The organism is Pseudomonas sp. 10(2024) (assembly GCF_045164175.1).
GTDB lineage: Bacteria > Pseudomonadota > Gammaproteobacteria > Pseudomonadales > Pseudomonadaceae > Aquipseudomonas > Aquipseudomonas alloputida.
Window position 1 is genome coordinate 4,106,536 of the sequence record NZ_CP174006.1, and the last position, 12,817, is coordinate 4,119,352.

Annotated in this window: 11 protein-coding genes; 2 read left to right on the forward strand and 9 right to left on the reverse strand. The window is 64.9% G+C overall.

The features are described from left to right. Positions 1–4 precede the first annotated feature (4 nt). From ACI7M0_RS18610 to ACI7M0_RS18630, 5 genes are read right to left on the reverse strand one after another with little or no spacing between them, the layout of a single operon-like run. The gene (locus ACI7M0_RS18610) at positions 5–1,189 is read right to left on the reverse strand and encodes an acetyl-CoA C-acyltransferase (protein ID WP_129933079.1); all 1,185 of its coding nucleotides are present in this window, start codon (positions 1,187–1,189) and stop codon (positions 5–7) included. Continuing rightward, on the reverse strand, positions 1,186–1,638 hold the full coding sequence (locus tag ACI7M0_RS18615) for a thioesterase family protein (RefSeq protein WP_020192318.1): 453 nt from the start codon (positions 1,636–1,638) through the stop codon (positions 1,186–1,188). The genes ACI7M0_RS18610 and ACI7M0_RS18615 overlap by 4 nt, the downstream gene beginning before the upstream one ends. Then, positions 1,638–2,801: an iron-containing alcohol dehydrogenase gene (locus tag ACI7M0_RS18620; protein WP_129933081.1), complete on the reverse strand. Its 1,164-nt coding sequence runs from the start codon at positions 2,799–2,801 to the stop codon at positions 1,638–1,640. The genes ACI7M0_RS18615 and ACI7M0_RS18620 overlap by 1 nt, the downstream gene beginning before the upstream one ends. Before the next feature lie 33 nt (positions 2,802–2,834). After that, positions 2,835–4,610 (reverse strand): acyl-CoA dehydrogenase C-terminal domain-containing protein, encoded by a 1,776-nt coding sequence (locus ACI7M0_RS18625; protein ID WP_129933083.1) that lies wholly within the window; start codon positions 4,608–4,610, stop codon positions 2,835–2,837. Continuing rightward, entirely contained in the window at positions 4,607–5,845 is a 1,239-nt protein-coding gene (locus tag ACI7M0_RS18630; protein WP_129933085.1) for a 3-hydroxyacyl-CoA dehydrogenase, read from the reverse strand. The genes ACI7M0_RS18625 and ACI7M0_RS18630 overlap by 4 nt, the downstream gene beginning before the upstream one ends. An 84-nt stretch (positions 5,846–5,929) precedes the next feature. Between ACI7M0_RS18630 and ACI7M0_RS18635 the strand changes: the two genes are divergently transcribed. Both ACI7M0_RS18635 and ACI7M0_RS18640 read left to right on the forward strand, forming a co-directional pair. After that, positions 5,930–6,853 carry a LysR family transcriptional regulator gene (locus ACI7M0_RS18635; protein WP_129933087.1) on the forward strand — a complete coding sequence of 308 codons (924 nt, stop codon included), beginning with the start codon at positions 5,930–5,932 and terminating at the stop codon, positions 6,851–6,853. A 101-nt stretch (positions 6,854–6,954) separates the two neighbouring features. Beyond that, complete coding sequence (locus ACI7M0_RS18640) at positions 6,955–8,916, forward strand: alkyl/aryl-sulfatase (RefSeq protein WP_129933089.1); 1,962 nt, start codon at positions 6,955–6,957, stop codon at positions 8,914–8,916. 28 nt (positions 8,917–8,944) lie between these two features. Here the strand turns inward: ACI7M0_RS18640 and ACI7M0_RS18645 are convergent, their stop codons facing one another. The 4 genes from ACI7M0_RS18645 to ACI7M0_RS18660 are packed head-to-tail and all read right to left on the reverse strand — an operon-like array spanning position 8,945 to position 12,803. Further along, positions 8,945–9,238 carry a DUF202 domain-containing protein gene (locus ACI7M0_RS18645; RefSeq protein WP_129933091.1) on the reverse strand — a complete coding sequence of 98 codons (294 nt, stop codon included), beginning with the start codon at positions 9,236–9,238 and terminating at the stop codon, positions 8,945–8,947. Beyond that, entirely contained in the window at positions 9,231–9,617 is a 387-nt protein-coding gene (locus ACI7M0_RS18650) for a YidH family protein (protein WP_020191763.1), read from the reverse strand. The genes ACI7M0_RS18645 and ACI7M0_RS18650 overlap by 8 nt, the downstream gene beginning before the upstream one ends. Next, positions 9,617–10,927 (reverse strand): DUF1329 domain-containing protein, encoded by a 1,311-nt coding sequence (locus ACI7M0_RS18655; protein WP_129933108.1) that lies wholly within the window; start codon positions 10,925–10,927, stop codon positions 9,617–9,619. The genes ACI7M0_RS18650 and ACI7M0_RS18655 overlap by 1 nt, the downstream gene beginning before the upstream one ends. A 22-nt stretch (positions 10,928–10,949) precedes the next feature. Continuing rightward, positions 10,950–12,803 carry a DUF1302 domain-containing protein gene (locus tag ACI7M0_RS18660; RefSeq protein ID WP_129933093.1) on the reverse strand — a complete coding sequence of 618 codons (1,854 nt, stop codon included), beginning with the start codon at positions 12,801–12,803 and terminating at the stop codon, positions 10,950–10,952. Positions 12,804–12,817: the final 14 nt, after the last annotated feature.

Sequence of the window (12,817 nt, forward strand, 5' to 3'; positions counted from 1 at the left end):
CGGCCTAGAGCACTTCGAACAGGCCCGCTGCGCCCATGCCGCCGCCCACGCACATCGTCACGACCACGTACTTCACCTTACGTCGCTTGCCCTCCAGCAAGGCATGGCCGACCATCCGCGCGCCGCTCATGCCGTAGGGGTGGCCGATAGCAATGGCGCCACCATTGACGTTCAGTTTCGCCGGGTCGATCTGCAATTGCTGGGCGCAATACAGCACCTGGCAGGCAAACGCCTCGTTCAGCTCCCATAGCCCGATATCGTCTACCGTCAGGCCCTGCTGGCGCAGTAGCCTGGGCACCGCCAATACCGGGCCGATGCCCATTTCCTCGGGGGCAAGGCCAGCCACGGCGATACCGCGGTAAAGCCCCAGGGCTGTGATGCCCGAGCGCGCCGCCAGCGCCCCCTCCATCAGCACGCAGGCACTGGCGCCATCGGACAGCTGACTGGCATTGCCGGCCGTGACACAACCGCCTTCGACCACGGGCTTGAGCCCCTGCAGATCGGCCAGGGTCGTCGCCGGCCGGTTCCCTTCGTCCTGGGTCAAGCGCACCTCTTCATGGCTGACGACACCTGTCAGCTTGTCCACCACCTTCTTGCGTGCGATCACCGGCACGATTTCAGCGGCGAACAGCCCTGCCGCCTGCGCCGCCGCCGTGCGCTGCTGAGACTGCAGGGCGTAGACATCCTGTGCTTCGCGGCTTATGCCATAACGCCGGGCCACCCGTTCGGCCGTTTGCAGCATCGGCATGTAGGCGTGCTCGCTCATGCGCAACACTGCGGGGTCATAAGCCTCACTGGCCAGCTGGTTGTGCACCTGCTGCACCAGGCTGATCTGCTCCTGACCTGCGCCAATGGTCACCTGCATGCCATCAACCATGATCTGCTTCGCCGCCGTGGCAATGGCCATCAGGCCTGAAGCGCACTGGCGGTCGACGGTTTGTCCGCTGACCGATTGGGGCAGGCCGGCGGCCAGCGCAGACAGCCGACCCGGGTTGATCGCGGCAGTGCCGCTCTGCATGGCAGTCCCCAGCACCAGGTCATCGACCTGCGCCGGTTCGATACCGGCCCGCTCTACCGCGGCGCGGATAGCGACAGCCGTCATGCTGGGGGTTTTCAGGTCGTTGAAGGCACCACGCATGGCTTTGCCGATAGGTGTGCGAGCAGTGGCGACGATCACGGCGTCTTTCATGATGGCTGTTCCTCAGGGGATAGGGGCTGCAGTTCGCTCAACACGCGCCGCAGGCAGTCAGGTACCGGCACCGGGCGCCGCCCTTCGCGGTCGACGAATACATGGACGAAGCGGCCGGTGGCGCAGGCCAATGGCTGACCGGCAAGGAACACGGCCAACTGATAGTGCACCGAGGTGTTGCCCAACCGGCCCACCGCAAGGCCCACTTCGATGTCATGCGGGAAGGCCACCGGCGCCTGGTAGTCGCAGGCGGAGCTGACCACCAGCGCGATCACCCTCCCCTGGTCGATATCCAACCCGCCCTCTCGCACCAGCAGGCGGTTCACGGCGCTGTCGAAAAAGCTGTAATAGACCACATTGTTCACGTGGCCATAGACATCGTTGTCGTGCCATCGGGTGGTTATAGGCGTGAAGTGCCGATAGTGTTCACGTTGCCGGAGGTAGCTCATCAGTAGGCTGCCTCATAGATGGCCAGCGCATCGGCCTGGGTGACTTCACGCGGGTTATTGACCAAAAGGCGTTGCTGTTGCATCGCGTCTTCGGCCAGCTGGCCAAGCCGATGACCCGGTACATCAGCGTCGCGCAGGCGGTCAGGTAACCCGCAGCGGCTACTCAGCGCAGCCAGCTCGGCCACGAATTGTTCTGCCTGCTGGCGCTGATCGCCCGGCTGCAAACGGGCCCCCAGCAGCGGCACGGCCAGCTCGGCGTAGTCCACTGCCGCCACCGGCAGGTTGAAGCGCAGCACATGCGGCAACACCAGCGCGTTGGCCAGGCCATGGGGAATATGAAAATGCCCACCCAGCGGATAGGCCAGGGCATGCACCGCCGCCACCGGTGCATTGGCAAAGGCCTGGCCGGCCAGGCATGCCCCCAGCAGCATGGCCTGGCGGGCCTGCAGGTTGCCGCCATTGTGCACAGCCTGGTCAAGGTTATCCGCCAGCAGCCGCAGCGCCTCACGGGCCAGCAGGCTGGATAGCGGGTTACGTTTGAGGCGGCTGGTGTAGGCTTCGATGGCATGCACCATGGCGTCGATACCGGTAGCAGCAGTCACCGCCGATGGCAAGCCGAGGGTGCAGACGGCGTCGAGCACTGCCAGGTCTGGCAACAGCAGCGGCGAAACAATGCCCATCTTGGTGGTGGCACCGGTGGTGACGATGGCGATCGGCGTCACTTCCGAACCGGTACCTGCCGTGGTGGGCACCTGGATCAACGGCAGCCGGCGGCCCTTGGCCCTGTCGATGCCGTACAGCTCGGCGATGGGCTGCGAACAATCGCGGTGGGCCAGCAGCGCAACCAGCTTGGCCACATCCATCGAGCTGCCGCCGCCGAACCCCACCACCAGATCGGCGCCGATATGCCGGGCGCGCTGGGCGGCCGCCAGCACGCATGCCTCGCTGGGGTCGGCCGTAACCTCACTGAAGATCGCCACACCGACCTTGGCTGCCGTGAACCCCGGCAGCAGGTCATCGAGCATGCCAAGGCGGGCGATACCCGGGTCACTGACGATCAAAACACGCTTGGCACCGCGTTCACGGCACAGACCTGCAAGGCGCTGCACCGCGCCGGGTTCGCAGAGGATCTGCGCAGTGGTGGCAAAGCTGAAAGGCTGCATCGCACTCTCCTTGTTCGTGTGGTTTGCCGTGCGCTAGAACGCGAAATCGCTCGCCGGTAGCGCCATCAGGCAATCCGCGCCACCCAGCAGGGCCTCGCGGTGAGCAGTGGCGCGGGGCAGGATCCGCCGCCAGTAGAACGTCGCGGCGTCAAGCTTGGCCCTGTAGAAGGCTGTTTCCGCGCTGCCGGCGGCAAGCGTCGCTTCAGCGCACACCGCCGCTTGCAACCACATCGCCGCCAACAGCACGTAGGCCGAGTAGGCAAGAAAATCAACCGACACTGCCCCTGACTCCTGGGGGTCGCGTTGACAGGCCTCGACCACATGGGCGGCCAAGACGCGCCATTCCTCCAAACGTTGCCCCACGGCCGTCGCCATGGCCTGCAGGCCGCCGAGCGCATTGGCAGCCCTGACGTGCAGCGCCATTTCGTCGATCAGCAGATTGAGCTCGGCCCCGCCGTCCCCCAGGACCTTGCGGCGTATCAGGTCAAGGGCCTGTATGCCGTTGGTGCCTTCATAAAGCTGGGTGATGCGGCTATCGCGCATCAACTGCTCCATGCCCCACTCGCGGATGTAGCCATGACCGCCATACACCTGCACCCCAAGACTGGCGACTTCCTGACCGACGTCGGTGAAAAACGCCTTGACGATAGGAATCAGCAACGCCGCCCGCCGAGCTGCCGCCTGGCGCGCCGGTGCACTTATCGCACCGTGCTCCAGATCCAGTTGCCGAGCGGTGTAGATGCCCAGCATGCGACAACCTTCGGTAAGGGTCTTCTGGGTCAGCAGCATGCGCCGCACGTCTGGATGGACGATAATCGGATCGGCAGGTTTTTCCGCAGCCACCGGCCCGGCAAGCGAGCGCGACTGCAGACGCTCCCGGGCGTAGGCCAGCCCTCCCTGAAAAGCGGCCTCGGCAATACCAAGCCCCTGCAGGCCGACCTGGAAGCGGGCATCGTTCATCATGGTGAACATGCAGGCCAGGCCCTGGTTGGCCTCCCCCACCAGCCAGCCCTGGGCACCGTCGAAGTTCATCACGCAGGTCGAGGCCCCCTTGATGCCCATCTTGTGCTCCAGCGCCCCGCAGCCCAGCGCATTGCGCTCGCCACCGGGCAGCAGCTTGGGCACCAGGAACAGGCTGATGCCCCTGACACCGGCCGGCGCATCAGGCAGGCGCGCGAGTACCAGATGAACAATGTTGTCGGTCAGGTCCTGCTCGCCACCACTGATGAATATCTTGCTGCCGGTAATGCGGTAGCTGCCGTCCGCTTCCGGCTGGGCGCGGGTGCGCAGCAAAGCCAGGTCGGTGCCGGCCTGCGGCTCGGTCAGGCACATGGTGCCGGCCCACTCGCCACTGACCATCCGGCCCAGGTAGGCCTGCTTGAGTGGCTCGCTGCCATGGCGATGCAACGCCAGGACCGCGCCCTCGGTCAGGCCGGAGTAGATGCGGAACGACAACGACGCCGCCATCAGCATTTCATGGAAGCTGGCCGATGCCATCTGCGGCAGCCCCTGCCCACCATAGGCCTGCGGCCCGGTCATGCTGGCCCAGCCATGTTCGACGTATTGCCGATAGGCGTCCCGCATGCCGTCTGGGGTGGTGACCTCACCGCCCACCCACTGACAGCCCTGTTCGTCACTGTTGCGATTGAGCGGTGCGATGATCTGGCCAGTGAAACGTGCGGCCTCCTCAAGGATGCCGTCGAGAGTGTCGCGGTCCAGTTCGATACCTAGTTGCTGGCAATGTCCGCTCAGGTCGAACAGTTCATGCAGCACGAAACGCATGTCGCGAAGGGGCGCCTGGTAGTTCATGCCTGAACCTCCCCACGCGGTTCGAAACGCTTGCCACCGGCCACGAGTGAGTAGAGCAGCCCTGCCGGGCGCCAATGCTCGCCAAGCACGCCCTGCAGATATTCCAGCCGGGCCAGGATGAACGGCGCCCCCTGTTCGTCAGCCCAGCGCATGGGCCCGCCAGTGGCAGCCGGGAAGCCATAGCCGTGGAGCCAGACCTGGTCGATGTCGCCGCTGCTGGCGGCGATACCTTCCTGGAGAACCTTCGCCCCTTCGTTGACCAGTGCCAGCAGGCAGCGCTCGAGGATTTCCTCGGCACTGATGCCCCGGCGTCGATAGCCAAGCTGCTGGGACACCTGCAGCACCAGGGCGTCGACCTGCGGGTCATGCTCGGCCTGTCGGCTGCCGGGCGCATAGCGGTAATAGCCTTGCCCGGTTTTCTGCCCGAGGCGGCCGAGTTCGCACAGCGCGTTATCGACCTGCACCAGCGGGTCGTGCATGCCTTGCCCGGCCAACTGCCGGGCGCGCCACTCCAGGTCGATGCCCACCACGTCGTACATGCGGAACGGCCCCATGGCGAAGCCGAACTGCTGCAGTACCGCATCCACCTGATGTGGCAAAGCCCCTTCAAGCAGCAACTTGCGCGCTTCGCCCACATAGTTGCGCAACATGCGATTGCCAATGAACCCTGGGCAGTTGCCTGCCACTATCGCCACCTTGCCCATGCGCTGGCCCAGCGCGCGGGCGGCGTCGAGCACCTTCTGATCGGTGTGCGTCCCACGCACGATTTCGAGCAGCTTCATGACATGCGCGGGGCTGAAGAAATGCAGCCCCAGGACCTGGGACGGCCGCTGGGTGACGGCGGCAATCGCGTCGATGTCCAGCGCCGAGGTGTTGCTGGCCAGGATCGCCCGTGGCTTGAGGTGTGCATCCAGTGCACGGAAGATTTCCTGCTTGAGCGCCAGGTTTTCATACACCGCTTCAATCACCAGGTCGGCCTCCGCCAACGCCGGATAGCCGTCCACTACCTGCACACGCGCCAGGCAGGCGTCGGCCTGGGCCTGGGTGATGCGCTGCTTGTCCACCTGCTGGGCCCAGGCTTGGCTGACCATGCCCAGCCCGGCTTCGAGCGCTGCCGCGTTGCAGTCCAGCCACAGCACCGACAGCCCGGCGTTGGCCAGGCTGATGACGATGCCGCGGCCCATGGTGCCTGCACCTATCACAGCCACCTGATTGATCGGGAAGGGAGTATTCACGCGCAACGCTCCTGCTTTCTTGTAGGTATGAGGACTGTGATCACCCTAAGCAGGCCGAAGGTATTTTTGAAATTTCCATTTCGTATGCCATATATTTCCGGCATGAATATTTCGAACTTCGACCTGAACCTGCTGCGCGTCTTCGATATGTTGCTGCGTGAACAGAACGTATCCCGGGCAGCCGAGCGTCTGGCCCTGACCCAGCCGACCGTGAGCAATGCCCTGGCGCGCCTGCGTGACCAGCTGGGCGACCCGCTGCTGGTCCGCGTGGGCCGGCGCATGCGTCCGACGCCACGGGCCTTGGCACTGGAGGGGCCGATACGTGCGGCGTTACAGCAGATCGAGCAGACGCTGGGCACCGGCGATGGTTTCGAGCCTCAGCGCAGCCATCGCCAGCTGCGCATCGCCCTCACCGATTTCGTCGAACAGCTGTGCATGCCGCCACTCCTGGCGCGGCTGGAACTACTGGCCCCCAACGTGCGCATCGACGTGGTGCACCTGGCCCCCAACCTGCCGGCCGAGGCGCTGGACCGGGGCGACCTCGACCTGGTACTGGGCCGTTTCGATGAGGTGCCGGCGCGCTTCACCCGCCACCCCTGGCGCCGTGAAACCCTGCAGATCGCGCTGCGCCAGCAGCACCCGCACCTGGCGCCAGGCCAGGCACTGGACCTCGACGCATTCCTGGGCTTGCGGCACATCTGGGTGCACGGCGGCCAGACCCGGGGCATGGTCGACCAGTGGCTGGCCGAGCAAGGCCTGACCCGGCAAATCGCCTATACCACGCCCAACTACCTGCAGGCCGCCCATCTGGCCGCAGCCACCGACATGTGTGTGGTGCTGCCGCGGCAACTGGCCCAGCAGTTTGCGCACCTGCTGCCTTTGGCAGTGCACGAACTGCCTTTTGCCCTGGAGCCTTTCGAACTGGAACTGGTTCACCTGAGCCACCGTCAGCACGACCCCGCCCTGGCCTGGCTGGTCGAACAGATCCTCACTCTCCCCCCCGCCTGAAGCCATCAGGAAACGCGATAGCGGCCATGCCGCTCTGGTATTGGCTGGTGTGCAAGCCCCTCCCCTAGAGTGTTCTGCCCCAAGAACAACAAGGACATCCCATGCGTTTTTCACTGTCGATGCTGGCGCTTGCCCTGCTGGCCCCCCTTCCGAGCCTGGCCGCAACAGCGGCCAAGGATGCCACCCCGGCCACCCTGGCCAGCAACCAGCAGTGGCTGCAACGGTTACCCTTCGAGGATCGCGTCGATTACGAAACAGCCCGGCGTGGGCTGGTCGAGCGGTTCGACGGGCCAGTCGCGACAGCCGATGGCAAGACCGTGTGGAACCTGGCCCAGTATGCTTTTCTGGAACCGGCGCAGTCCCCTGCCACGGTAAACCCGAGCTTGTGGCGCATCGCTCAGTTGAACAACATCGCCGGGCTGTTCAAGGTCACCGAGGGCATCTACCAGCTTCGCGGTCTGGACCTGGCCAACATGACCATCGTCGAAGGGAAGGACGGGCTGATTGTGCTTGACCCGCTGCTTGCCGTGGAGACTGCCAAGGCGGGCCTCGAACTGTACTTCAAGCACCGCCCGCGCAAGCCGGTGACCACGGTGATCTATACCCACCCGCACGTCGACCATTTCGGCGGCGTGCGCGGGGTGATCAACGAGGCGGACGTCAAGGCTGGCAAAGTACAGGTCATCGCGCCCGAGGGGTTCTTCGAACATGCCATCGGTGAAAACGTGCTGGCCGGACCGGCCATGAAACGCCGCGCCCAGTACATGTACGGCGCGCCCCTGCCCCGTGGGCCGCGAGGCCAGGTGGATGCCGGACTGGGCAAGGGCGTCCCGGCCAATGCCACCATCAGCCTCATCGCGCCGACGCTCGAAATCAGCCAACCGCTGCAACGCATGACCCTGAGCGGCGTGGAGGTGGAGTTCCAACTGACCCCGGGCACCGAGGCGCCGGCGGAAATGAACATCTATTTCCCGGCGTTCAAGGCACTGTGCATGGCCGAGAACGCCACCCACGTGCAGCACAACGTCCTGACGCTGCGCGGGGCACTGGTGCGCGATCCGAAAGTGTGGGCCCATTACCTGGACCAGTCGCTGGTGCGCTATGGCGACCAGGCCGAGGTGGTGTTCGCCCAGCATCACTGGCCCACTTGGGGCAAAGCGGCCATCCGCGACTACCTGGCTGACCAGCGTGATATGTACGCCTTCCTCGACAGCCAGACCTTGCGCCTGATCAATCAAGGCCAGACACCCATGGAAATTGCCCAGACCCTGGCCAATCTGCCGCCGCGCCTGGCAAGCAAATGGTACAGCCGCGACTACTACGGTTCGCTCAGCCATAACGTCAGGGCCGTCTATCAACGCTACATGGGCTTCTACGACGGCAACCCGGCCAACCTCGACCCATTGCCACCGCAAGCGGCCGGCAAGCGTTACGTGGCGGCCATGGGGGGTGCCGATCAGGTGCTGACCCAGGCCCGCCAGGCCTTCGCCGAGGGCGACTATCGCTGGGTGGCGCAATTGGTCAACCATCTGGTATTCGCCGAGCCGGACAACACCGAGGCCCGCGAATTGCAGGCCGACGCGCTCGAGCAGCTGGGTTACCAGAGTGAGAACACCACCTGGCGCAATGCCTACCTCAGTGGCGCGCAGGAATTGCGCTCAGGCGTGGCCGCCGGTGCGGGTAGTGGCGGCAATGCCGATGACATGGTGCGGGCCCTGACACCCAGCCTGTTTTTCGACTACCTGGGCGTGCGGGTGAATGCCTACAAGGCTGCCGATAGCGACCTGACCATCAACTGGCGGTTTTCCGACCTGGACGAAGACTACGCCCTCACCCTGCGCAACGGCGTCCTCACCCACCGCGACCTGGCGCGCCACGCCAAGGCCGATGTAGAGGTCATCATGCGCAAACAGACACTGGACAGCATTGCCTTGAAGCAGACAGGCTTTCTCAAGGAAGCCACAGCAGGGGCAATCGAAATCAAAGGCGAGCGGGTGAAGTTCCTGCAATTCATGGGGGGGCTGGAAGAGGCTGATTCGCGCTTCAATATCGTCACGCCCTGAGCGGCAGCGGGCGGCGCCGGCACTGTGCTCAGCCGCCCTTCGCCAACCGGCACAAGCCTGCCAGTGCCATCAGCCACACCACGCAGCCCAGTGCCAGCACTCCCCAGGGCGCAGGCTGACCGCGTTCGGCCTGCAACATCGCCAGGCCCCGCTCGTAACGCCGCCGCTGGCGGGTCAGCAGCGCCAGCGCGGCCACGCCCGCCAATGTCAGCACGTACACATCGCCCTGACGACAGGCCAACCCCGCCACCACCACCAGCGCCAGCACAGTGCGCCGCCAGGCCAACTCGGTGCGTTCTGCCTGCAGGCCCGGATCACCCATGCCAGCGTGGCCACAGGACCAGACCTGCCAGCAGTACGGCGACCAGGCAGCCCAGCGCCAACAAGGGCACCAGTGCCGGCAACGGCAACGGACGTCGCTGACGCAATGCCCGCTCTACCCGCAGCCAGCGCAGGCAGGCGCCAGCGCTCAGCAATGCACTCAGCAGCATCAGGCCAGCGACCAGCCACAGCCGCAGGGGTGTCTCGAGGACGTGGCCGGCGAAGGTTTCGATGGCGATTGCGCCACCCAGCAGCGCCAGCGCGGTCCGGACCCAGGCCAGGAAGGTACGTTCGTTGGCCAGCGTGAAGCGCGGATCAGGCGCTTCACCCTGCCCCAACAGCCGCCGCGACCAGTCAGGCCGTGGTTCAGGCACGCCCATCAGCGCACACCAAAGCTGCGCAGGGCGCCGGGCGAGAAGTACGAAAGGCTGGTACGCACATTGAAGGCAAAGGGCCGACGCTGCTCGTTGATCAAGCCCGATGCATGGTAGCGGCCGCTCTTGAGGTCGTAGGTGACCTCCATGGCGTTGACCGCCACCTGGCCGCCGGGGTGAAAGAAACCATGGGCCTGTGAGGTGCGCCACAGCTCGCCACGCGCGTCGTAGCTGTCTGTTTCGAGAATGGCCCAGGTGTCTTCATCCAGGTAGAACCGGCGCTTGGCGTAGATATGCTGCGCCCCGGGCTTCAACGTCGCCTCCACGACCCATACCCGGTGCAGTTCGTAGCGGGTCGGTGCCGGGTCGATGTGGCCTGGCTTGATCAGGTCGGCATAGCGCAGCTCGGGCGATGCCAAGCGGTAACTGTTGTAGGGCACGTGCAGTGTCTGCTTGCCCAGCAGCTTCCAGTCATACCGGTCCGGCGCGCCATTGAACATGTCGCGGCTGTCGGCGGTCCGCAGGCCGGCGGTGCCTGGGCCGGTGGTGTCATAGGCGATGTTCGGCGCCCGCCGTACCCGCCGCTGGCTGGCACTGTACACCCAGGACAAGCGCGGCTCGGCGACCTGGTCCAGTGTCTCGTGCACCACCATCGCATCACCGGCAAGCCGCGAGGGCGCCGTCATGCGGTAGGTGAAGTAATAAAGTACATTGCCCTCCCCCAGGCGGGCCAAACCTTCGGGCCGGGCCACTTCCTGACGCGCGCTCATCAGCACGAAGCGGCCATTCTTCAGCGGCGTGACGCTGTCGGAGCTCAGGCTGTAACTCACGTTGCGATGCCGGGTCAGGTGGTTCCAGATCACCTCCAGGCCGTTGGTTGGCTGCGGAAAGGCGATGACGCCAGTGAAACCGCGCACACCGTTGCCCTGGTCATCCAGCTGCGCCTGCTCGGCATTGCGGGCGGCCGATGCCGCGACCGCGTCGGGTACCGCAACACTGCGGTGGGTGGGATACACCGGCAAGCTCAGGCTGGCTGGGAAGCGTTTGAGCAAGGCCACCTGGCCGTCGGTAAGCTGACCTCGGTACTGCCGGTAGTTGGCGGCCGTGATTCGGTACAGAGGCTGCTCATCGGCAAACGGGTCCAGCGGCGTGCCGTTGTCGCCCAGGCGTTGCTGGGCCGCGCTCAACCCACCTTGCCAGGCCGGGATGCGCCCGTCGGAGCTGGCAGCACGCTCGGCCCCCACCGGGGTCAGGTTGTCGGGCAGGCCGGCTGCCGCCAGCGCGCCGCTGGCCCAGAACAGGCCGATCATCACCATGCGCATTTTCATTGTCATGCCCTCAGAAAGTGACGCCCAGGCTCAGCGAGATGAAGTCCCGGTCGCCGCGGGTGCCATAGTCGCCGTCGATAAAGTCGGTGTACGACACACTCAGGCTGTAGGTGCTGGCGAGCGTCGCATCCAACCCGACACTGATGGCCCTGGAGCCTTCGCTGAACGCCGACCCCTCCACCGGGCCGGTGCCATGCACGTCATGTGCCCAGGACAGGTTCGGCCGCAGGTCGAAGCCGGCAATCACGTTGGGGTAGGCCCAGGTGGCGCGCAGCCGGTAGCCCCAGGAAAACGGGGTCATGAAGCCTTCGTCGTTGCAATGCTCAGGGGTTTTGGAAATGGCCACGCACACGCTGTTGTCCGCCAGTTCGCCGCTGTTGAACGTGCCCGAGCGCCCGTAACGGGGGCCATAGGCGCCCTCCAGACCGCCGACGTAGGTGGCGCCCGCCTCGCCTATCAACAGCAGCTGGTTGGCCCCCATCACCTGGCTGAAAGCGTGAACAGCGGTTACCTGCAACTGGGTCATCTCTTTACGGCGGTAGCCGTCGAACAACGTACTGGCGCTGTCTGGCCGCAGGCCGTCACCCAGCAAGGGCGAGCGGCCATCGACGTTCAACAGCGACTGGATGATGTCGGTACCGTTGAGCTGCATGGGCATGTTCGGCCGGTAGCTCAGCTCCCCCTGCAGCGCCGTGCCGGTGCGCAGGGTGGTGGAGAACGAAAGGCCGTAGAGGCGAATGTCCTCGGGGTATTGCACCCGGTACTGCGAGGTACCCAGGCGTAGCGCGCCGACCAGCGACTGGCCTGCGCTGGAACCCAGAAAAGCGGCACAGTCTGCAAGCCCGATAGCGAGGTTGGCGCACAACTGCGGGGCGAAACGGCGGTTGTCGAAATACGGGCTGCTGACCGTACCCAGGTAAGGCGTGCGGCTGTGGTAGTTCGCCGCGTAAGCGCCAAACTCGGTGTCCAGCGCCGCCACGTACCAGCGCAGCGAAACGCCCCACTGCCCGCTGTTGCGGGCATCCTGGTCGCTGCCGCGAGGTATGCGCACGCCTTCGCTGGTGAGGTTCACACCGAACGGCGCAAGCCCCGCCACGGCTGTGGGGTTGCCGAGCAGTTTGGCGCCCACGTCGAGGCCATCGCACCCATCGGGCAAAAAGTCGTTGTTCGAAAAGAACGTGGCACAGTTGTCGAGCTGGGTCTGTTCCCAGTCCAGCTGATAGAAACCATCGACCGACAGCGCTTCGGTGAGGTTCTGGGTGAAGTAGAACAGGTTCACCGGCACCAGCGCGTCCTTCACTTCCGAGCCGGGGCGGCGCAAGGCCGCCAGGTTAAAGGGGTTGATGACGTTCAGTCCGCCCTGGATGAAGGTGCTCTCACCCCAGTTGACCACCTGCTTGCCCAGCCTGAGCGAACCCGGTTGGCCGTCGATGTCGTACAGGTAGTAACCGAAGGCATCCAGCAGCTGACTGCCTGCGGTCTTGGCCGAGCGCTTGCGGTTGTTGTCCTCGACCTGCTTGAAGCGCTGATCGTGATCACGCAGGGCCGTGTCGTACCAGTAGGTACCGCGAAGGAACACCCCCAGGTTGTCGTGCTTGAGCTCCAGGTCATGGGTGCCTTTGAACACCGCTGAAAACACATCGCCGGAGGCAAAGTTCAGGCGGCCGTCATCGCTGTTGGCGCTGTTGTGCAGGGCCGGGTCAGGGTTGGCAGTCGCAATGCTGGTACCAAAGGAAAGCGCCGAGTCGAATTGCCCCTCAAGTTCACCCCAGTGAAACTGAGCGGCACCGGCAGATGCAGAAAAAAGTACTGATGAGGCAAGTACCGACAACGGTCCCGAGCGACCGGAAATACGAGATGCCATCACTCTTAACCTCT